Annotated in this window: 22 protein-coding genes; 6 read left to right on the top strand and 16 right to left on the bottom strand. The window is 43.4% G+C overall.

Features of this window, described 5'->3' with window-relative positions; translation table 11 throughout:
* Positions 1-11: 11 nt before the first annotated feature.
* From secD to H8S37_RS00080, 6 genes are all read right to left on the bottom strand, one after another.
* Positions 12-2,279, bottom strand: a complete 2,268-nt coding sequence (secD, locus tag H8S37_RS00105) for a protein translocase subunit SecD (RefSeq protein ID WP_186874035.1) — start codon at positions 2,277-2,279, stop codon at positions 12-14.
* A complete protein-coding gene (gene scfB / locus H8S37_RS00100) occupies positions 2,266-3,693 on the bottom strand; it encodes a thioether cross-link-forming SCIFF peptide maturase (RefSeq protein WP_186874034.1) in 1,428 nt (475 codons plus the stop codon). The genes secD and scfB overlap by 14 nt, the downstream gene beginning before the upstream one ends.
* Before the next feature lie 104 nt (positions 3,694-3,797).
* A complete protein-coding gene (gene scfA / locus H8S37_RS00095; RefSeq protein ID WP_059070209.1) occupies positions 3,798-3,941 on the bottom strand; it encodes a six-cysteine ranthipeptide SCIFF in 144 nt (47 codons plus the stop codon).
* Between the two features lie 137 nt (positions 3,942-4,078).
* Complete coding sequence (locus H8S37_RS00090) at positions 4,079-4,465, bottom strand: TIGR04086 family membrane protein (RefSeq protein ID WP_186874033.1); 387 nt, start codon at positions 4,463-4,465, stop codon at positions 4,079-4,081.
* An 83-nt stretch (positions 4,466-4,548) separates the two neighbouring features.
* Positions 4,549-5,094: a stage V sporulation protein T gene (spoVT, locus tag H8S37_RS00085; protein WP_186874032.1), complete on the bottom strand. Its 546-nt coding sequence runs from the start codon at positions 5,092-5,094 to the stop codon at positions 4,549-4,551.
* 178 nt (positions 5,095-5,272) lie between these two features.
* Positions 5,273-6,904 carry a Na/Pi cotransporter family protein gene (locus H8S37_RS00080; RefSeq protein ID WP_186874031.1) on the bottom strand — a complete coding sequence of 544 codons (1,632 nt, stop codon included), beginning with the start codon at positions 6,902-6,904 and terminating at the stop codon, positions 5,273-5,275.
* Between the two features lie 239 nt (positions 6,905-7,143).
* Between H8S37_RS00080 and H8S37_RS00075 the strand changes: the two genes are divergently transcribed.
* The 6 genes from H8S37_RS00075 to H8S37_RS00050 all read left to right on the top strand — a co-directional run bounded on the left by H8S37_RS00075 (position 7,144) and on the right by H8S37_RS00050 (position 12,005).
* Positions 7,144-7,785 (top strand): PduL/EutD family phosphate acyltransferase, encoded by a 642-nt coding sequence (locus tag H8S37_RS00075; RefSeq protein WP_186874030.1) that lies wholly within the window; start codon positions 7,144-7,146, stop codon positions 7,783-7,785.
* 36 nt (positions 7,786-7,821) lie between these two features.
* Positions 7,822-8,268: a GatB/YqeY domain-containing protein gene (locus H8S37_RS00070; protein ID WP_186874029.1), complete on the top strand. Its 447-nt coding sequence runs from the start codon at positions 7,822-7,824 to the stop codon at positions 8,266-8,268.
* A gap of 29 nt (positions 8,269-8,297) precedes the next feature.
* A complete protein-coding gene (locus tag H8S37_RS00065) occupies positions 8,298-9,215 on the top strand; it encodes an AEC family transporter (RefSeq protein ID WP_186874028.1) in 918 nt (305 codons plus the stop codon).
* A 73-nt stretch (positions 9,216-9,288) separates the two neighbouring features.
* The gene (locus tag H8S37_RS00060) at positions 9,289-10,413 is read left to right on the top strand and encodes an MGDG synthase family glycosyltransferase (protein WP_186874027.1); all 1,125 of its coding nucleotides are present in this window, start codon (positions 9,289-9,291) and stop codon (positions 10,411-10,413) included.
* Between the two features lie 5 nt (positions 10,414-10,418).
* Positions 10,419-11,027, top strand: coding sequence for a glycerol-3-phosphate acyltransferase (locus tag H8S37_RS00055; protein ID WP_186874026.1), 609 nt, complete (start codon positions 10,419-10,421; stop codon positions 11,025-11,027).
* Positions 11,028-11,114: 87 nt separating this feature from the next.
* Positions 11,115-12,005, top strand: coding sequence for a YitT family protein (locus H8S37_RS00050; RefSeq protein WP_243207022.1), 891 nt, complete (start codon positions 11,115-11,117; stop codon positions 12,003-12,005).
* 92 nt (positions 12,006-12,097) lie between these two features.
* Here H8S37_RS00050 and H8S37_RS17455 read toward each other — a convergent pair whose 3' ends face one another.
* The 10 genes from H8S37_RS17455 to H8S37_RS00005 all read right to left on the bottom strand — a co-directional run.
* Entirely contained in the window at positions 12,098-13,333 is a 1,236-nt protein-coding gene (locus H8S37_RS17455) for an LPXTG cell wall anchor domain-containing protein (RefSeq protein ID WP_207723853.1), read from the bottom strand.
* A 23-nt stretch (positions 13,334-13,356) separates the two neighbouring features.
* Complete coding sequence (locus H8S37_RS00040; RefSeq protein WP_186874024.1) at positions 13,357-13,554, bottom strand: hypothetical protein; 198 nt, start codon at positions 13,552-13,554, stop codon at positions 13,357-13,359.
* 151 nt (positions 13,555-13,705) lie between these two features.
* Positions 13,706-14,329 (bottom strand): ABC transporter permease, encoded by a 624-nt coding sequence (locus H8S37_RS17450; RefSeq protein ID WP_330604779.1) that lies wholly within the window; start codon positions 14,327-14,329, stop codon positions 13,706-13,708.
* A 42-nt stretch (positions 14,330-14,371) separates the two neighbouring features.
* Positions 14,372-15,757 carry an ABC transporter permease gene (locus H8S37_RS00035; RefSeq protein WP_330604778.1) on the bottom strand — a complete coding sequence of 462 codons (1,386 nt, stop codon included), beginning with the start codon at positions 15,755-15,757 and terminating at the stop codon, positions 14,372-14,374.
* A complete protein-coding gene (locus tag H8S37_RS00030) occupies positions 15,754-16,518 on the bottom strand; it encodes an ABC transporter ATP-binding protein (protein WP_186874023.1) in 765 nt (254 codons plus the stop codon). The genes H8S37_RS00035 and H8S37_RS00030 overlap by 4 nt, the downstream gene beginning before the upstream one ends.
* 256 nt (positions 16,519-16,774) lie before the next feature.
* Positions 16,775-17,758 carry a sensor histidine kinase gene (locus tag H8S37_RS00025; protein WP_186874022.1) on the bottom strand — a complete coding sequence of 328 codons (984 nt, stop codon included), beginning with the start codon at positions 17,756-17,758 and terminating at the stop codon, positions 16,775-16,777.
* A 3-nt stretch (positions 17,759-17,761) separates the two neighbouring features.
* Positions 17,762-18,445, bottom strand: coding sequence for a response regulator transcription factor (locus H8S37_RS00020; RefSeq protein WP_186874021.1), 684 nt, complete (start codon positions 18,443-18,445; stop codon positions 17,762-17,764).
* Positions 18,446-18,458: 13 nt separating this feature from the next.
* A complete protein-coding gene (locus H8S37_RS00015) occupies positions 18,459-18,878 on the bottom strand; it encodes a GNAT family protein (protein WP_186874020.1) in 420 nt (139 codons plus the stop codon).
* A 435-nt stretch (positions 18,879-19,313) separates the two neighbouring features.
* A complete protein-coding gene (locus H8S37_RS00010) occupies positions 19,314-19,541 on the bottom strand; it encodes a hypothetical protein (protein WP_186874019.1) in 228 nt (75 codons plus the stop codon).
* 15 nt (positions 19,542-19,556) lie between these two features.
* Positions 19,557-19,944: LCP family protein (locus tag H8S37_RS00005; RefSeq protein ID WP_186874018.1), on the bottom strand; the 388-nt coding region annotated here is incomplete at its 5' end.

Genomic DNA, 19,944 nt, shown 5'->3' with positions numbered 1-19,944 from the left:
TGCTTTCCTGCCTATTTCTTTTTGCCGGCTTTCTTTGACACAACATCTGCTTTCTTTCCGATGCGCGTTTTCATTACATACCACAGAGAGCCGGTCAGGCACACAGAAGTATAGGCGCCGCAGCCAATCCCCACCATCAATGGAAGCGCAAATTCTTTGATGGAGCTTACGCCCATCACATACAGGATAGCCACCATGACAAAGGTCGTAAACGTTGTATAGATACTGCGCGTCAACGTAGCAGTGATACACCGGTTTACAAGCAATGCGAGATCGTCTTTCCTCTGTGTCTTAAGCTCCTCACGAATCCGGTCAAAAATAACGATTGTTGCATTGATGGAATATCCTACGATTGTCAGCATACATGCGATAAAGGTATTGCCGACAGAAACTCTTCCGATTGCATATACGGCAAGTACTACAAGCACATCATGTATCAGTGCAAGCACTGCACTGGTCGCAAACCGAATGTCCTTAAATCTGAACCAGATATACAACAGCATACAGATTGTCGCAATAACCACCGCGATAACCGCGTCTGTACGCATCTCGGAGCTTACGGTGGAGCTGATGTTTTCCGAGGTAATCCCTTCTGCTTCATTGACACCGAACTCCTCTGTCATCACCTGGTTAAATGCCTCCCGCTTGTCCAGGGACAACGTCTGTGTCTTAAAGATAACCTGATTTGTCCCCTCTACCTTCTGTACCTGGACATTCTTATCTCCCGTCACGTCCTCCAGCTTCGGAACTATCTGGCTGTCAATCTCATTCAGCGTATATTCTTTATCAAAGGTTACGGTTGTCGCCGTTCCGCCTTTAAATTCCATGCTGTAATTGAGCGCGCCGTCTCCCTTCCCCGCATGAATCCCCATAAATACAAGCCCTGACAGGCACATAATAATAGAAACAATGAAAAATACCTTTCTCTTTCCGATAAAGTCAATCGGTTTTCTAGCCGGTTTGGGACGCCCATACACTTTCGCATTCCGAATCCCCGCCGCATACAGAGAATAGATAATCAGCCGCGTAATTACAAGCGCAGTAAACATGGACACCACAACGCCAAGCGCCAGTGTCTGTGCAAATCCTCTTACTGTTCCGCTTCCTTTGAGCCACAGTACCGCCGCCGCAATCAACGTTGTAATATTCCCGTCTAAAATCGCGGACATTGCCTTGTGAAAGCCTGCGTGAAGCGCGGATTTCACTGTCTTTCCGGCTGTCAATTCCTCTTTGACACGCGCGAAAATAATCACGTTTGCGTCCACCGCCATACCGATTCCAAGAATAATACCTGCAATTCCCGGCAAAGTCAATGTAATGTCAAAGGCATTTAAAAGTACCAGAATCAGCTCTGTGTAAATCAACAGAGCCAGACTGGAAGCAAGTCCCGGGATTAGATATACCGCAATCATAAAGATAAATACCACCGCAAGCCCGATCGCCCCTGCCTTTAAGCTGGTACTTACGGCTTCCTCTCCCAACTGTGCGCCTACTACATTCGACCGCAGTTCCTGAAGCTCCACATTCAGCCCGCCGATTCGGATGGTAGATGCCAGATTGTCTGCCTCCTCATAGGTCATGCTTCCCTCAATTACTGCCTGTCCATCCTCAATTACAGCATTGACCCGCGGTACACTGATGAGTTCGCCGTCATAATAGATGGCAATCGTCTCTCCCGCTTCTTTGGCTGCCTTCGTCGCTTCGGCAAATTTTTCTGTTCCTTCTTTATTAAAAGAAAGCTGCACTACATTTGAAGTTGCTGATGTAGTACTGTCCTGCTGTGTTCCGGCAGAAGCACTTTTCACATCGGAGCCTGTCAGCAAAATAGAACCATCCGCCTCTATTTCCTCGATAGACTTATTCAGCACATATTTCCCTGTGGAGTCCACCGTATAATTTGCCGCGCCCTCTGTGTCTTTCTCACGGATAAAGTACAAAGAGCCCGGCTGTCCCAGCTCATCCAAAATTGTATTGGCATCTGTAACTCCCGGAATCTCAATACTGATCCGGTCGTCCCCTTCCTGGTAGACCTGCGCCTCTGTACTGTATTGTTCTACACGTCTTTGCAATTTGTAAATCGTATCAGACATATCTTCATCAGAAGGCTTATCTCCTTTTACCTGGTAAGTAATGCTTACCCCGCCTTCCAAATCCAATCCAAGATTGATATTCTTCGCCGCGCCGCCAAATTTTCCCAGCCCAAATATCGTCGTATAGCCCAGGAGAATCATAAACGCCGCGATGACGATCAGGGTTATAATCCCTTTACTTTTCTTCATGCTTTTCCATCTTCCTTTCTTCATAGTCAGCCAGTGCCGCTTTTATCATAATTGCACATTCCACTCTCTTTCTCTCCATCTCACAGCTTACCTCATAGGTATCCTGAATGGTATGATGAAATTTATAGGAATTTGCCATGCACCCCCCACTACAATAAAATCTGGCAAAGCAGCTCCTGCATTTTTCCTTTGAATATACGCTGCAGCCTCTGAATTCTTCTGCAATTTCCGGACGGGTAATTCCGTCCTCCACGTTTCCCATCAGGAATTCTTCATTGCCAACAAATTGATGGCACGGATATAAATCCCCCCAGGGCGTCACCGCGAGATATTCGGTGCCGGAGCCACAACCCGACAACCTCTTTGCGACGCAGGGCCCTCCTTCTAAATCCAGCATAAAATGGAAAAACGTAAACCCCTTTCCCGCTTTTTCTCTCTCCACCATAATCCGGGCAAGTCTGTCATACTCTGCAAATATCTGCGGCAAATCCTCTTTTTGAATCGCATACGGATCCGTGTCCTCGCCTACTACAGGCTCAATGGAAATCTGCTCGAATCCCAATTTTGAAAAATGCAGCACATCCTTTGAAAAGTCCAGATTTTCCCTTGTAAATGTCCCGCGGATATAGTACTTCTCCTGGTTTCTGCTGTCGGCAAGCCTCTGAAATTTAGGCACAATCAGATCATAGCTGCCTTTCCCATTCCTAAACGGGCGCATTTTGTCATTGACTTCTTTTCTTCCGTCAAGGCTTAACACCACATTGTCCATCTCACGGTTCAAAAACTCCTGCACTTCTTCGTTTAACAGCACACCGTTTGTCGTCAGAGTAAACCGAAAATGCTTGTCATGGCTTTTTTCCAGCTCCCGCCCATATGCCACTAACTGCTTTACGACCTCCCAATTCATCAGAGGCTCTCCTCCGAAGAAATCTACTTCCAGATTCCTTCGGTTTCCTGAATTTTCCACCAGAAAATCCAGCGCTTTTTTCCCCACTTCATAGGACATCAGCGCCTTTCTCCCATGATATTCTCCTTCCTCTGCAAAACAATACCTGCACGCGAGATTACAGTCATGGGCGATATGCAGACAGAGAGCTTTTACAACGGTCTTTCTCTTTTTTACTTCCCCAATATACTCTTCATATATATCTTTGGTAAAAAGCTGTCCTGCCTTTGTCAGCTCTGCCACTGCTCCTAGTATTTCTTTTATCTCCTCTTCCGGGTATCTTTCTTGCAGACATTTCTTTAACCTGTACAATGTATCTGGATTTCTCAAAGTCTGTTCCGTATGGTGCGGATTTTCCTTTTCCAGAATCTCTATTATCTCATATGCCGGCTTGTCCACCACGTGGACGGAACCGCTGTTGACGTCTAGTACAATATAATATCCATTATTCTGATACTGATGAATCACGATATGTATCTCTCTTTCATTCTGTAATAACAAACGCTAAGGCAGCGGTAAACGCCGCTGCCTCTTTTCTTCACTTTTATTCAGCCAAAATTTGCTGATACAGCCTATTTCTTATGCTCACATGTCTGGTTTCCCACTGTGCAGGATGTCTTACATGCTGACTGACAGGATGTCTGGCACTCGCCGCATCCGCCTTTTTTCACTGTATGATTTAATGTCTGCGTATTCAGTGTCTTAATGTGTTTCATCTTCTCTCCTCCTACTTTGCGTGTATCCATATACACCTGTTACTTCGTAACATTATACCATACTGTTTTCCGTTTTTAAACCCCTTTTTTTCTGTTCCAGACGATATAGAAATCGCCGTTTTGCTCCCTTTGCGCTATTATGAGAACATGCCGCCCAGCATACCGCCTCCCGCACACAAAAGGCATGTTGTAATCAGACTTTGCCATTCTGACTGTAAGGTATGATAGACTCCGAGGGAAATTAGCAGCAGTAGAACAAAATACAATACTCCTAATATAAGCCCCCATGCAAATTTCCGTACCCCTGCAAGCTTTCCTATCAAAAATCCTCCCGCAAATGTAGACAGTATATAGATCACCACAATCCCGGCTGTCACCTTTCCTTCATCGAGATTCAGCTTATATAAAAGCATCGTCAAAATGAACAGTAGTATTCCGGTCACAATATACGCGCATAACAGGGATTTCAGCAGCCAGAGTAATTTCTTCTCTATTCCCCGGCCATTCTTCATCTTTTTTTCCATCTCTCTCCTCCTCGTTTCGCATAAGCTTCTGCTGCCTGCTTCGTTTTGCTACTACATCCTATGCTTGTTCGAGAAGTTTTATGCTACTGCCCCATCTGCTTTCCTAAGAATTCTGCCGCGCTTTGTGCCACTTTACATTCTACGTCCCCAAATTTTCTTTTCTCGTCTTTTCCAAGAAATACAACGGAACCTATCACATCCCCGTTACACAGAATCGGACAGATCACTTCTTCTGCATATTCTTTTGCTCCGGCTGATATTTCCACATACTTAGCGCTCCCTGCCTTTTCTGCAACCTGCGAACGCTGTAAAATAACGTGTTCTAATTCTTTACTGATATAGGCATCCTGCAATTCCTTTTTTCCGCTTCCGGAAACTGCCACTATCTGATCCATATCTGTAATGCAGACCGTACATCCCATTGTCTGCGAAAGGCTTTCTGAATATAGCTTTGCAAGCGTCCCCAGTTCCCCGATCGGAGAATATTTTTTTAGTATAATCTCTCCTTCCCGGTCTGTAAAAATTTCTAAGGGATCTCCCTCCCGTATTCTCAAAGTTCTTCTTATCTCTTTCGGAATCACTACTCTTCCGAGATCGTCAATCCGTCTTACGATTCCTGTTGCCTTCATAAAAAATTCCTCCATTTTACATTCTTGCATTTATCCTGATTGCGGTGTATACACTATCAGACGAATACATCTTTGTCTGAAGCTGGTAACTTTTGCAGATAAATGTAGTATCTGTAAAATGGAGGAAAAATATTCGTATGTTTTTTAATCCCGGATAAAATATCCGGAATCTATATTGTCAGTCTTCCATTTCTTCATATTGCTGTGCAATATTTTTTACATGGTCACCCATTCTTTCAAAATCTGTTAAAATTTCAGTAAAAATAATTCCTGTCTGCGGCTTGCATTTCCCTTTCTTTAATCGCTGCATCTGCTTTTTGAAATATTTGTCTCGTGTATCATCAATTTTCTGCTCAATCGCAGACGCTTTATTGAGCACAAACCCTACCTGCTCTGCCTGCACATCTTTTATAATATCCAGGGCTTCCAGACATTGCTTCTTCATTATTTCCAGTTCTTCTAATACATTTTCTGAAAATTTTAAATCCCACTTTTTCAGGTCGTCCGCATACCCTGCAAGGTTCACAGCATGGTCCCCGATTCTCTCCAGATTACTGATGACTACGTAGAAGCCATTCAACTGTTTTGAATCCGAAAACGATTTTTCATTTCCCATCAAAGAGACAATATATTCTGAAATCCCTCTATTCAGATAATCAATATATTCTTCTCGTTCGGCCACCTTTTTTCTCGCCTTATCATCATAATGAATCAGTACCTCGTACGCATCATTGATATTTTTCGCAACCATATCACGCATTCTTCCCACTTCGTCACGCACCTGCGAGATAGACACCGCAGCCTGTCCGATTGCATAAGTAGAATCAAACGGGCGAATATATTTCAGCCTATACTCTTCTTCCTCCTCCTTCTTGTTGTCCGGCAGGACTTTCACCGCGACTCTTGCCATATAGGTTCCAAATGGAAGTAAAATCAACGTAGTCACGATATTAAAGGTCGTATGTACGTTTGCTATCTGCGATACAGGATTCCCTGGTGTCAGCGCCTCCATCCAGGACACAAATGGAGTCACCAGGCAGATAACCGTAAACAGCACAGAGCCAAAAATATTAAACATCAAATGAATGACTGTCGTTCTTCTGGCATTGACCTTCGTGCCGATAGATGCAAGCACTGCAGTAATACAGGTTCCAATATTCTGTCCGAACAGAACATATACCGCGCTGGAAAGTGGAATCATTCCCGTACCGGCAAGCGCCTGGAGAATCCCCACAGATGCAGAGGAGGACTGGATAATCGCTGTAAAGACAGCTCCAATCAGAATACCTACAACTGGATTCTGGAATGTTGTCATAAACTGCAGAAACGTCTCTGAATTCTGAAGCGGTTCCATAGCGTTTCCCATCATATCCATTCCCATAAACAAAATACCAAGCCCCGCAAAAATCCCACTGATATGGTGTACCTTTTCACTTTTTACAAACATAATGGCTGCCACGCCGCCGATTGCGAAAACCGGAGCGATCGCGCCCATGTCCAGGGCGATAAGCTGGCCCGTAATCGTTGTACCGATATTCGCCCCCATAATCACCCAGACTGCCTGATTCAATGTCATCAGTCCGGAGTTTACAAATCCTACGACCATCACTGTCGTCGCCGAAGAAGACTGAATCACCGCAGTAATAGCGGCTCCTACAAGCACTCCTTTTATTCTGTTGGAGGTCAGTCTTTCCAATATGGATTTCATTTTATTTCCTGCCGCGGACTCCAAGCCGCTGCTCATCATCTGCATTCCATACAGAAATAACGCAAGCCCTCCTAACAGGGACAGTATATCTTTTATTCCCATCTCATTTTCTCCTTTGTTTATCGTATTGATACGCATACTTAGTTCAAGATAACATACGAAAACCAGTCGGACAATCCGACTTTTTATTTTCTTAACAGAATTTTAACATACTTTTTTCTTCTTTACCACTATACGGCAAAATCTCTTCCCGTTGTTCTCTTACTTGAAAACCTTGCTTTATTCTGCTAGAATTGAGAGAGTGTGAAAGGAACAGAAGGTTTCATGTATCAGGAGGGAATATGAGTTTAAAAATTCCGATAGAGACATCAGCAAGACATATTCATCTGTCACAGCAGGATTTTGAAATCTTATTCGGTTCTGGCGCCCGCCCTACATTTGTAAAAGAATTGAGCCAGCCAGGACAATATGCTTGTAAAGAACGTCTCACCGTTGCTGGTCCGAAAGGTCGCTTTGAGAAGGTCATTGTATTAGGCCCCTGCCGTTCCTGTACGCAGGTTGAACTCTCTGTGACAGATACACGTCGCTTAGGAATCCCCAGTGTCATACGCCAGTCCGGAGATCTGGAGGGGACACCGGGTTGTCTTTTAGTCGGGCCGAAAGGGAAAGTACAACTGGAAAAAGGCGTCATTGTAGCAAAACGTCACATCCATATGAATCCTGTAGATGCTATGCGTGCACATGTAAAGGACAATGATATTGTATTTGTTATCACAACCAGTTATGAACGCTCTCTTATCTTCTCCGACGTAGTTGTCAGGGTCAGTCCTTCTTTTTCTCTTGCTATGCATGTAGATACTGATGAGGCAAATGCATTTGCAAATGAAGATAACCCTGCCGGAGTTATCTTAAAGCTTTTTAATGGACACACTTACAGCCTGCAGACATGGGCAGATGAACTTCAGGCTGGTATCAACCGTTGAAAGGGCGGTTTATCACAGAATCAGGAGGTTAATAAAATGAGTAAAATTGATGAAGTCAGAAGCGCTATGGTTGCCGCTATGAAGGCTGGAGACAAAGAGCGAAAAGCGGCACTTTCTTTTCTTCTCTCTGCTTTAAAGAATAAAGCAATCGATAAGCGTGCAGAGCTCTCTGCTGAGGAGGAGGCACAGGTTATATTAAAGGAAATTAAGCAGACAAAGGAAACCCTGGATATGACTCCGGCTGACCGCACAGACATCATTGAGGAATGTAAAAAACGTCTCTCAGTTCTTGAAGAATATGCACCGAAAATGATGGGCGAGGAGGAAATCCGCGCACTCGTGCAGGAAGTAATTACACAGCTTGGAATCTCAAAGCCTGCTGGAAAAGACAAAGGAAAAATTATGAAAGAGCTTATGCCGAAGGTAAAAGGGAAGGCAGATGGAAAACAGGTAAATGAAATCGTAGCTTCCTTCTTGGTTTAAGTATCTTAGAGGGGAGAACCTATCATCTTATGTTTATACTGATATTCAGTCAACTTCTAAAAATGTTTTTTATCATGCTGCTTGCCTTTGTCTGCTACCGGATCCGTCTGGTTGGGCAGGAGGGGAACCGCACTGTATCTGATCTGCTCTTGTTAGTTGTCAATCCTTGTGTCATTTTGACCGCACTTCAGACTGATTATGATACAGAGCTGGTGCATGGGCTTCTTCTCGCCTTTGTCGCCGCAGCCGTTTCAAATATAATCGCCATATTCGCTGCGAATCTCTTCATTCCTGTAAAGAAGAACCCAGATTACTGTATTGAACGTTTCAGCGTAGTTTATTCGAATTGCGGATTTATTGGAATCCCATTAATTCACAGTGTACTCGGAAACAAAGGTGTATTTTTTCTCACCGCGTATATCACTCTTTTTAACCTCTTTTCCTGGACGCATGGCTTAAGCCTGATGAAAAAGGAATTCAGCTTAAAAGAGCTTAAGGAAGGACTGCTTTCCCCTGTCGTTATTGCAACAGGGGTTGCTTTGATTTTGTTTTTTTCTCAAATCGTGCTTCCAGACATTCTTCTAGATTCTATGACTTATATTGCCGACATGAATACACCTCTTGCCATGATGGTCGCAGGCTTCTCTGTGGCTCAGGCAGACTTAAAAAAGCTGTTTACCACTTTAAAAATATACAGGGCTTCCATCTTAAAATTACTGATAGTCCCTCTTCTTACTTTAGCAGCACTTGCCCTATGCAGATTCCCGCATGATGTTGCATATACAATTTTGATTGCCGCGGCATGTCCGACTGCTACAACAGGAACTATGATGGCAATTCGTTTTCGCCAGAATTATACGTACGCATCGGAAATTTTTGCATTTTCTACCATACTTTCTATCTTCACCATCCCTGTTGTTATCTTTCTTGCAGGATTTATGATATAACCCCGCAAAAAGCGGTTATACTGATATGGATTGACACAAATGAACCGACTTATAGAAATGAGACAAATGTATTATGAATATATTAATTTTATCCTGTAATACAGGAGAAGGACACAATTATGCCGGCAAGGCGCTCAAAGAATGTATTGTGTCACATGGGGACACAGCTGAACTCGTAGATATTATGCTCCTGGCCGGAAAACGAATTTCCCGTCTGGTTGGCGGCAGCTACGTTGGAATTGTGACACATGCCCCTGGATTCTTTCAGCTTCTCTACAAAGCTGGGACACTGGTAAGCTCAAAGAAAAGGAAATCTCCTGTCTATTATGCAAATACACTACTTGCAGAACCTCTGAAAAAATATCTCAACGCTCATTCTTATGACGCCATTGTTACAGTCCATCTCTTTGCTGCAGAAACACTTACCTATATGAAACAAAAAGGGATACTCCGCCCAAAAGTGATTGCTGTAGAAACGGATTATACCTGTATTCCATTTTGGGAAGAGACAAACTGCGATGCATACATCATTCCTCACCCTTCGCTTGCACAAGAATTCGAAGAAAAAGGACTCCCTGCATCTAAGTTAAAGCCTTATGGGATCCCCGTCAGAAAGTCATTCTCTGAAAAAGGGAAAAAAAGTTATGCTCGCCAAATCTGCCGGATTCCAGAAGCTGCACACGTATATCTGATTATGAGTGGTAGTATGGGATTCGGTAAAATCCCATTTTTCGTAGCGGAACTTCTTAAAACGCTCTCACCCGATGAATATATTATTGTGATCTGCGGAAATAATAAAAGACTCCGTAAAATATTGCAGAAATCTTTTCACAATTACGATAATATACGGATATTAGGCTATACAGAACACATTTCTGCCTATATGGATGCCAGCGATGTTCTTTTTACAAAGCCTGGCGGACTTACAAGCACGGAAGCAGCGGTAAAAGAAATTCCTATTGTGCACACTCGCCCGATTCCAGGCTGTGAAACTAAAAATCTCGATTTTTTTACTACCCACGGTCTTTCCCTTACTTCTCGGAAATTCTATGGACAGATTCGTGCAGGGCAAAATTTGATCCGAGATGAGGAACTAAAAAAATCTATGTGTGCAGCCCAGAAAAGAGTCATCCCAAAGGATGCCGCAGAAAAAACATATCAGCTTTTACGAAGCTTTACAGAGGCAGCAGGAGAATAAATACTATGGCAGGTTATATCTTTTTTATTATCGTCGGTTATCTTTCAGGAAGTATTCTGTATGCATATCTCGTACCAAAATTTTTCTGTAATATGGATATTCGAAGGTTAAGTGAAGATCAGAATCCAGGTACATTTAATGCATTTGCCTGTGCCGGTGCAGGCATTGGCACACTTGTTATTTTTTTAGAGCTTGCCAAAGGATTTTTTCCTGTCTTTTTCGCCGCCCGCTTTCTTCGCCCTCAAGCGCCTCTTTTCTGTTTTGTACTTTCTGCACCAGTTATAGGACATGCCTTTCCTTTTCTCCAGTTCAAAAAAGGGGGAAAGGCCATCGCCGTTTCCTTTGGCTGTCTGCTGGGATTATATCCCTTTCTAACTCCACTTCTTTATCTGATTGTATTCTATCTTTTATTTTCTGCCGTTGTCATCATTCGTCCACATCTGTTCCGCAGTATCATTACTTTCTTTTGTTTTACATTGGCCTGCGCCTGGACAATACCTGTAAGGTCATTTGTCTACGGAACGTTCTGTATCTCTGCGACTGTCATTTTAAAACATTTGATGAAGTATAAAAAAGAACCTTTTAGTATTCATTTTTTACAGTGGAATCGTTAATTTTGATATTGTACCGCAGTCTAGAACCTGTTATAATATGTAAAGGATTTTATAGGAATTCTTTCAAAAAAGGAGAGTTATTGTACTATGTCACCAAAATTTTCATCCACTATGCAGCGCATTGGTTTAAACGGTATGGGATATGCCGTGCTTGGTTCTGTCTTGTTTGCCTTTGGGCTAAATGTGTTTATCACTCCACTTTCCCTTTATAACGGTGGATTCATGGGGATTTCCCAGTTAATCCGTACCTTTCTTTTGCAGGTGTTCCATCTGTCCTTCGGGCAGACCGACATCGCCGGTATTATCTATCTGCTGATTAACCTCCCTCTAATTTACCTGGCATGGACAATGGGCAAAAATTTTTTTGTGCGCTCTATCATAACCATCCTGATACAGACCGCTGCCTTGACCTTGATTCCCATTCCTATCCACCCAGTCATCGAGGACTATCTGACTGCCTGCATTATCGGAGGCATAATCGCGGGAACGGGTTCTGGACTTATCTTACGCGGCGGAAGCTCTGGCGGCGGACAGGACATACTTGGACTCTATTTTACAAAAAAATTCCACAGTTTTAGCGTAGGAAAGATGTCCCTTATTATCAATATTCTTGTATATGGGATCTGTCTTGCCATGTTCAACATAGAAATCGTCATCTATTCGCTCATTTATGGTGTTGTATATTCTATTGCCTGCGACAGAGTACATATACAGAATATCAACATGAGTGTCATCATTTTTACAAAAAAAGAGGGAATCCCACAGGCAATCATGCAGCAGACCGGACGGGGCGTCACAAACTGGGACGGAGCAGGGGCCTATACAAACGAACATTCCTCTGTTCTCTTTGTTGTCATCTCCAAGCATGAAGTAGCCACCATCAAGAGAATTGTAAAAGAAATAGACCCCAATGCTTTTATGGTATTTAATGAGGGATGTTCTGTCTCTGGAAATTTTATCAAACGGTTGGATCCGTAACCGGTATCTCCTGTAAAAAGAGAACCGAAACGAACTTTTTATATCTTAAGTCCGTTCCGGTTCTCTTTTTCTATTTACATCATCTTCTTCGCTTATCTGCTACCTTTTCTTTTGTATACGCAGACACCTACTGCTCCGGCGGACAGTATGCACAGCATCCCCGCTAAAAATATCCGGTTATTCTCCTCTCCCGTCTTCGGAGATAACGAAGCTTCCTCAGTACTGTCGGAACCACCTTTTTCAGGCTTTTTCTGTCCTTCCCCGCCTGTATTTGCATCTCCTTTTTCCTTCTCGTCATCCGGTGTTTCCGACGAGCCGCCCTCGTCTGCTCCCATAACGGAAAAGGCCGTCTTTGCCGTCACCGTTTCGGTGGTTTCCCAGCCCCCAGCACTTGCCTTATAGGTCTGGCAAGCAAATTGTACTGTAAGCATATAGTCTCCTGCCCCTAGTTCCTTCGCACTTTCCTCGATTGTAAAAGGGCCTTCCTCCTGCCAGGAACCGTTTCTTATTTCCACCTCCCCTTTCTCTATCATCCATGATACAGGAAGGTAACGCAGATCGTTTTCCTTCGGTGTTGTATTATTCATACCTGAACCTTTTACTTCTATGGAGATCACATCCTCATTTTCAAAAGACTGTCCGTCAGAAATCCCTCCCACTTCATACCATACGCCGTCCAGAGTGATGGGGGAAGCCGTCTGTAAAATAACAGGATTGGACAAAGAGACCTTTCCATTTTCAGCAGCCTCCTGCGTTGACTCTGCTTCTATCAGCTTAACTTCCTCTGTTTTTCCTTCCGACTCTGCTTTATTAGCAAGGAAATCAATTATCTGCGGTATATATTGTGCTGTCAGTGTCTGAGCTATAGTATCGTACGGCTGTGGAAGCTTCACTGCGTTCTTATCACCCAAAATTGTGTAGCTTCCTGTCTGTCTGACACTGAAATCAAAAGAAAGCGGCTCCCTGAACAAAGACGGATCTTCCTGAAATTCCACTTTTATATAAGGCCGCATTTGTTCTTCTACGTCGCTCCATGCTGGAAAAGAAATCTCTTCCACCTGTTCCGCCCCGCTTTGTATCTGAAATGTAATCTCTCTGCTCTTTCCTGCCTCACTATCTCCGCCGCTTATGCTTTCCGCCATCGCCTGGATGCATATATCCGCTAAATTTATGCCCTGCCATAGTGTGGATTCCTCACTTCCGTCAGCATCTCCCAACAATTCAATCATAGAGAGATAATATGTGCCGCCCGGACGATACCCTCCCACAGTTTCCACAAATGATGCGGTTTTCTCGTCAAACTGGTACAGTTTCACTGTTTCCGCCACCTGTAGTAATGTTTCCTCCTCGCTTAAAGTAAATTCCACATCATAGTTTTGCCCCCCCCGATTTCGGAAGAAGGTTTTACCCAGATCCCCGAGCCGTCTGCGAGTTCAACTTTTATTTCCTGCACTGCGCCTTCTGTATCCGCCGCCGAAACCGGTACGGCAAGCATTCCCGCCATACCTGCTGCCACAGCGAAAGCCAGAACCGCTTTTCCTTTTTCCATACTGTTATCTCCCTTTTGCTTCTCTTTTATACGCCTCTGCAAATCCATCCTTTACACTTTGCATACAACTGATTACAGTATACGCAAGAATCCCACAAAAAGCAAGCCAAATCCTGAAGGTACCTCCTTCCTCATTCCTGTACTTCTGCTTTTAATACTGTTCCTTCTTTCCGCTTACAATTCCATAATATCCTCTGGAGGTCACTATATAGATTAAGATATAGAACCCTGCAAAGGCAAGATAACAGATTCCTGTTATGCACAGAAGAAGCTTCTTGTCTGTAATTGCAAATAACACAAGTAATTTGGAAATCAACGGGAAAGCAAACGCTACATGAATCCCCGCCATGATAAGCGGAAGGAAAAATACGGTCAGCACCTGCGAATTAATGCTCTGCCGGATTTCCTTTTGTCTCATTCCCACTTTTCTCAATATCGCAAATCTTCCCTGATCCTCATACCCTTCTGATATTTGCTTATAATACATAATCAGGACGGTGCCAAATATAAAAATGATTCCAAGCAGAATTCCTAAAAAGAACAATCCGCCATATAATCCGTAGAAGCCAGAACGCTCCTGTTCGACGCCTTCTACTATCACTCCCGGAAATGCCTCGTCCTGCTCCATATAAGTATATATCTGCTTTTTGATTTCCTCTGTAATCTCAATCTGCTTCTCCTTGCCGCAGTTTAAATCAAATCCATAGTATGTGTGCAGATAGGATTTATTTTTTCCATATACTGCCGCCTGCCCGTTATAGAACTGTTTTATCACGTTTTCGTCTTTGACAAATATAAACAGGGAAGACATGACCTGCTACGCGTCGATTCCATTATTTACAAACTCCGGCACTGTCTTTTTCACCTGCCAGGTGCCCAGGCCCTCTAATGTAAGCGTATCATATTCATATCCGTATGACTCCCCACTCTGAGGGGATTTTGTCATATAAATCATCACCTCGTTTTCTTCCAGTGTCTCTGATTTTCCCATTAGACGGTTATAATCTGACAGAGGAATGATAAACAGCTGTCGTATATCTTCAAACAAATCTACTCCTATACCTATATTTTCAGGATTCAGGTATATGGTATCTCCTGCCTGGTACCCTGCTATATCGAGCATCGTATATTGCAGGATATTTTCTGGCTTCTCCTGCTGTTTTTTTAGGATATCCTCTATTGTCTTCTGTACTTTCTTTTCATACTTCTCTTCCTGGCTATAGGTATCTACCACAATATTTCTCGGGTATCTGCCCCGTAAACTGTCCTCCGCCCCAAGATACAGACATGCTGTGGAGGAAAGCATAACCAGTACCATAGTAGAAAGGATACAGATAGAAGCAAGCCCCGCCCCGTTTCGTTTCATACGATATACCATTGAGGAGAGGGAAACAAAGTGGCGCGTCTTATAGTAGTAGCTTTTATTTTTCTGCAGTAATCTGCAAAATGCTACAGACCCCGTAATAAATAAGAGATACGTTGCAAAAATGACCATCACGACCGCCACAAAGAACCACACCATTGCCGTAACCGGTTCTTCAATATGCAATGCAAGATAATACGCCCCGACAAGCAGTGTCAGTCCAAAGAGCGCGATCACCCAGTTTGCCTTCGGCGGCTTCTCTCCCACACTTTCGCTTTGCAGCAGTTCTACCGGACGCGAACGGTAAATATGCAGCAGCATCCTGAGCATAATCAAAAAGAACACAACCGCAAATAAAATCACTGTCATCCCTATCGCTTTCGGTTCTATATGCATGGAGAAGCCTGCTTCGGCGTCCATAATCCGTACACACAGAAGATCGGCTGCCTTAGATAATAAAAATCCGATCAGAAGTCCCATCACCAGTGATACAAGCGCTGTCAGAATGTTTTCCCATATGAGAATTTTGACCAGATTGCGTTTTCCCATTCCTAGTATGTGGTAAAGTCCAAATTCCTTTTTCCTTCGCCGTATGAGAAAAGAATTCGTATAATACAAGAAAATAAGAGAAAAAATTCCGATTACGCCACACCCGAAGGAAAGGACGGACTGCATTGCATCCCCTCCGGGTATTTTTCTAAATTCTCCACTCTGATTGAGAAAACAGATAATATAAAACATCATCACCATACAAATACATGTCAGAATATATGGGTAATATAGTTTTTTATTTTTTGTAATGCCTGTTACTGCAAGTCTGCAATAGAATCCTTTCTTCATTGTACTTCACCGCCTGTCGCCAGTATTGTAAGGGTATCCGAAATCTTCTGATAGAACTGCTCATCTGTCATTTTCCCTTTATACAGTTGATGGAATACCTCTCCATCCTTTATGAAAAGTACACGTCCCGCCCTGCTTGCGGCTTTCACAGAATGCGTAACCATTAAAATGGTCTGTCCCCTCTGATTGATCTTTGCGAACAGCCCTAACAGCTCATCTGTAGATTTAGAATCCAGTGCTCCGGTAGGTTCATCGGCAAGAATCAATCTCGGTTCTGCAATCAGTGCACGCGCGACTGCTGCCCTTTGTTTCTGTCCGCCGGACACTTCGTACGGATATTTATTGAGAAGCTCTGCTATCCCCAACTCCTCTGCAATAGGATCCAGTTTCTTTTTCATCTCTTTGTAATGTTTTCCCTCTAATACAAGAGGCAGAAAAATGTTATCCTGAATCGTAAATGTATCGAGCAGATTAAAATCTTGAAACACAAATCCTAATTTTTCTCTCCTAAATTCACAAATTTTCTGATCTTTAATAGAAGAAAGAGGAATCCCTTCTAAAAAAACCTCTCCTCCCGTCGGCTTATCCAGCGCTGCAAGAATGTTTAAAAGCGTCGTCTTACCTGAACCACTCTCTCCCATAATCGCGACATATTCTCCTTTTTCCACAGAGAAAGAGACGTTTGAGAGCGCCTGTACCTGATTTCCTCCAAAACGCGGTTTATATATTTTCTTTAGATTTCTAACTTCCAAAATTGCCATTTTTATGTCCTCCTTGTTTGTTGTCAAAGCCAGTATAACAAAACGGCTATAATGTCCGACATCGAATCCTGTGACATTATAGCTGTTTCATGTGACAATTTTGTAATATATACCTTATCGGGCGAAGCCCGCCCTCCCGAAGGGAATGTATTACGGTGTGCCCTTTAGGATATACCTTGTCGGGCAAAGCCTGCCAGCCAAAATAGGCACAAAATGCGGGATGCCCGAAGGTATACTTTTTATGATTTTACCTATTTTATTCTGCCTGAAACGGATAAGAATTCAAATCAATCGTAAATCGGCTTCCTTTTCCCGGTACTGAGGAAACACTAAGAGAATGTCCCAATTTTTCTGACGCCTTTTTTACAAGATATAGTCCGATTCCAGTAGACTTCTTATCCATGCGTCCATTATAGCCCGTATATCCCTTCTCAAAAATCCGCGGAACATCCTCCGGCGCAATCCCGATTCCGGTATCTTCAACCGTCAGATGCTTTCTGTCATCCACTGTGATACGCACCTCTCCTTTTGCGGTATACTTTACCGCATTGGATAAAAGCTGTTCCAAAATAAATGACAGCCATTTTTCATCTGTCAGGGCACGTTCGTCTGTCCCACTGTACACAAGCCGTATTTTCTTGCGTATAAACTGTCCGGCATATTTGCGGATGGCTTTTCTTATAATTGTATCCAGCTCATATTCCTGCAGCACAAGATCGGAGGCGTCTTTTCCAAGCCTAGCATAACAAAGTGCCATATCCACATACTGCTCAATGCGGAATAATTCCGAACGCATTTCCTGGTTTTCTTTTGTATCCTCTCTCTGCGTGAGAACGCGGAGCACCGCTATCGGCGCCTTTATCTGATGTACCCAAGTGGCATAATAATCCTGCATATCCTTCTGCGCTTCCACCTGATTTTCTTCGCTCGCGCGCCGGTTCTTTTCCATACGCCCTGCAAGCGCCTGATATTCTCTTTCCAGCGGGCTTTGCACGTCTGGGAGCTGCTCTGTCACATCCTCCTCTTCCCATGCCAACATTTTCAGTATTTCCCGCTTTCTTTTATAACGGAGATAACCTGGTATTAAAAATAAAAGGCTTACTGCCCCGCTAAGCATTCCCGGATATACGACTGCCCGTATGTCAATCCTATATAGCACAAATACTGCCGCAAAACATAAGAAACAGCCCAATGCCCATACGACAGTATACCGGTGCTCATACAGATAATCAAAAAACATCTCTTATCTCCCTGTCACTTCTATAATATACCCTTCCCCAACTCTGGTTGCAATAAAGTCATTTAGTCCTGCTGCTTCCAGCTTACGACGCAGACGGGCAATATTGACTGTCAGCGTGTTCTCCTCAATATAGTCATCCGTCTCCCATAATTTCGTCATCAGCGTGTCTCGGCTTACCAGCCTTCCTTTTTGTTCCAGCAATGTTTGAAGAATCTTAAATTCATTTTTCGTCAGATTGATTTTCTTTCCATTGTACACAAAGGTCGTGTCATACAGATTCAGCATAGCGCCTCTATGCTCTAAAACCGGTACTTTTCCAGACAAATCATATGTCCGTCGGAGCACCGCCTGTACTTTCGCTACGAGCACGTTCAAATCAAACGGCTTTGCAATAAAATCATCACCGCCCATGTTCATTGCCATGACAATATTCATATTATCTGCCGCGGACGAAATAAAAATAACCGGCACGTTGGAAATTTTCCTGATTTCACCGCACCAGTAATACCCATTATAAAATGGCAATGTAATATCCAAAAGAATCAAATGTGGATCAAACTCTGCAAAATGTGCCGGCACATTCTGGAAATCCTCCACATATTCCGCCTCATTTCCCCACACTGTCATTTCCCTTTGAATGGCCTGCGCCATCGCCAGGTCATCCTCTATAATCAGAATTCTATACATCCGTTATCCTGCCTTAATTTAATATCTGTATTGCTATATCTAGATCGCCGCCAATCGAGAAACCTGTCTTTTCATAAAAGCCGCTCAAAAGCGCCTCATACTGTTCTCTGCTGGCATACCCGTCCGGAAGCTTTGCATATCCAAGGGGAGCCTTCACCATAGTCACACGCTTTTTGTTAAGCTGCTCTAAAATCTCATTCATACAGACTGTCCCATAGCCTTTTCCTCTTAAGTTTTTGTCAATCAAGTAAAAATCCAGAATCTCCGCTTTAAATTTACTCTCCAAATGATAATGCAGGCAGAAAATCAGCGTACTTTCCTCATATACACTGATCGTCTCCCCTTTATACTTAAACTCCAATATATGCGCACTTTTGTCCGCCAGCATAACCCCTCTAAAATATTCATTTCTAATATACAACGGTACTGCCATCCTACCCGCCCCTTATCTTTCCTGTAGTTTCCGCTGCCTCACGCCTGCATGCAAGCATTGCAGCCTGCTGTTCCTTTTTTAAGTTTACCACGTAAAGGTAAGAAACACAATCCAATTCAAGGAAACCTATAATTCAAAGGTATCAGTTCAGCCATACAGTGTGCGGGAAGCATAAAACATGCCTGCATGTTTTTGCGAGCGTACATCTGTATGAGATGAGCGCCCATCAATGAGTAAAACAGTGGCGGAAGCCACGATAAGCACGCAGTGCGGTTTTACGAATAGCGCGGGCTGAACTGTTACATTCAAAGAAACCTTTCGGCACATAACTGCCTTAAAAACCTCAAATGTGAAATTCGCCTCTTTGCAGCCGGATGAAAAGCAATGAAAAAAACTATCAGCACAACCTTCTTTCTGTCATGCTGATAGTTTTTATCAAAAAAGTTCTTTTAGGCTGTCTAGAAAAGGAAGATCGCTTTCTTTCACTTCAATAGTCAGTGTATTTCTCTCTGTGTCCGCCTCTGTTACCTCCACATTTATCTTTGTTCCTCTTTTTACCTCTCCTCCAAAGCTTTCCTTTAGGAACTTAAAAAGCTCCGGATGATTCTCTAGAAATGCCTTTCTCTCACTTAATACTTTCATCACCGTCACCGGATTTATCATCTGTGTTTCTCCTCTCTATTCCTGCGCTTTGCTTCCCATCGTCTCACTTACCAGCCGTTTCGCTTCTTCTATCGCCGCCTGATCCGGCTCAATTACATACAGGTCTTGTCCCGGCATAGAATAGGTCTGCGCATACATACTTGTCCCGCTCACTGTATAAGAGGTAATATTCCACTGTGCCATATCGGAAAGCTGCATCCTTACAAGCGCGGCAATCTGATCCTGCGGCATATTTGTCTCAAAACTTCCTGCCACTGCATCCATGACAGAGCTGTAATTTGCAAGCAAAGACGAGGACGCACATTTCTGTATCACTGCACGTATGACCTCCATTTGATTTTTTGCCCTCTGGTAATCTCCGTCCTCAAAGCTGTACCTTTCCCTTGCAAATGCCAGCGCCTCG

This window comes from Mediterraneibacter hominis, assembly GCF_014287475.1.
GTDB classification, from domain to species: Bacteria; Bacillota; Clostridia; order Lachnospirales; family Lachnospiraceae; genus Mediterraneibacter; species Mediterraneibacter hominis.
Note: the sequence above shows the minus strand (reverse complement) of the source record. Positions and strands in the feature narration are given on the sequence as shown.

Bases quoted from the DNA above. Each gene is read 5' to 3' on its own strand.
- H8S37_RS00015 (WP_186874020.1), bottom strand. From the start codon at position 18,878: ATGGCAGTACCGTTGTATATTAGAAATGAATATTTTAGAGGGGTTATG.
- H8S37_RS00070 (WP_186874029.1), top strand. From the start codon at position 7,822: ATGAGTAAAATTGATGAAGTCAGAAGCGCTATGGTTGCCGCTATGAAG.
- H8S37_RS00020 (WP_186874021.1), bottom strand. From the start codon at position 18,445: ATGTATAGAATTCTGATTATAGAGGATGACCTGGCGATGGCGCAGGCC.
- H8S37_RS00010 (WP_186874019.1), bottom strand. From the start codon at position 19,541: ATGATAAATCCGGTGACGGTGATGAAAGTATTAAGTGAGAGAAAGGCA.
- secD (WP_186874035.1), bottom strand. From the start codon at position 2,279: ATGAAGAAAAGTAAAGGGATTATAACCCTGATCGTCATCGCGGCGTTT.
- H8S37_RS00060 (WP_186874027.1), top strand. From the start codon at position 9,289: ATGAATATATTAATTTTATCCTGTAATACAGGAGAAGGACACAATTAT.
- H8S37_RS00090 (WP_186874033.1), bottom strand. From the start codon at position 4,465: ATGGAAAAAAAGATGAAGAATGGCCGGGGAATAGAGAAGAAATTACTC.
- spoVT (WP_186874032.1), bottom strand. From the start codon at position 5,094: ATGAAGGCAACAGGAATCGTAAGACGGATTGACGATCTCGGAAGAGTA.
- H8S37_RS00040 (WP_186874024.1), bottom strand. From the start codon at position 13,554: ATGGAAAAAGGAAAAGCGGTTCTGGCTTTCGCTGTGGCAGCAGGTATG.
- H8S37_RS00065 (WP_186874028.1), top strand. From the start codon at position 8,298: ATGTTTATACTGATATTCAGTCAACTTCTAAAAATGTTTTTTATCATG.
- H8S37_RS00025 (WP_186874022.1), bottom strand. From the start codon at position 17,758: ATGTTTTTTGATTATCTGTATGAGCACCGGTATACTGTCGTATGGGCA.
- H8S37_RS00035 (WP_330604778.1), bottom strand. From the start codon at position 15,757: ATGAAGAAAGGATTCTATTGCAGACTTGCAGTAACAGGCATTACAAAA.
- scfA (WP_059070209.1), bottom strand. From the start codon at position 3,941: ATGAAACACATTAAGACACTGAATACGCAGACATTAAATCATACAGTG.
- H8S37_RS00055 (WP_186874026.1), top strand. From the start codon at position 10,419: ATGGCAGGTTATATCTTTTTTATTATCGTCGGTTATCTTTCAGGAAGT.
- H8S37_RS00050 (WP_243207022.1), top strand. From the start codon at position 11,115: ATGTCACCAAAATTTTCATCCACTATGCAGCGCATTGGTTTAAACGGT.
- H8S37_RS00030 (WP_186874023.1), bottom strand. From the start codon at position 16,518: ATGGCAATTTTGGAAGTTAGAAATCTAAAGAAAATATATAAACCGCGT.
- H8S37_RS00080 (WP_186874031.1), bottom strand. From the start codon at position 6,904: ATGGGAATAAAAGATATACTGTCCCTGTTAGGAGGGCTTGCGTTATTT.
- H8S37_RS00075 (WP_186874030.1), top strand. From the start codon at position 7,144: ATGAGTTTAAAAATTCCGATAGAGACATCAGCAAGACATATTCATCTG.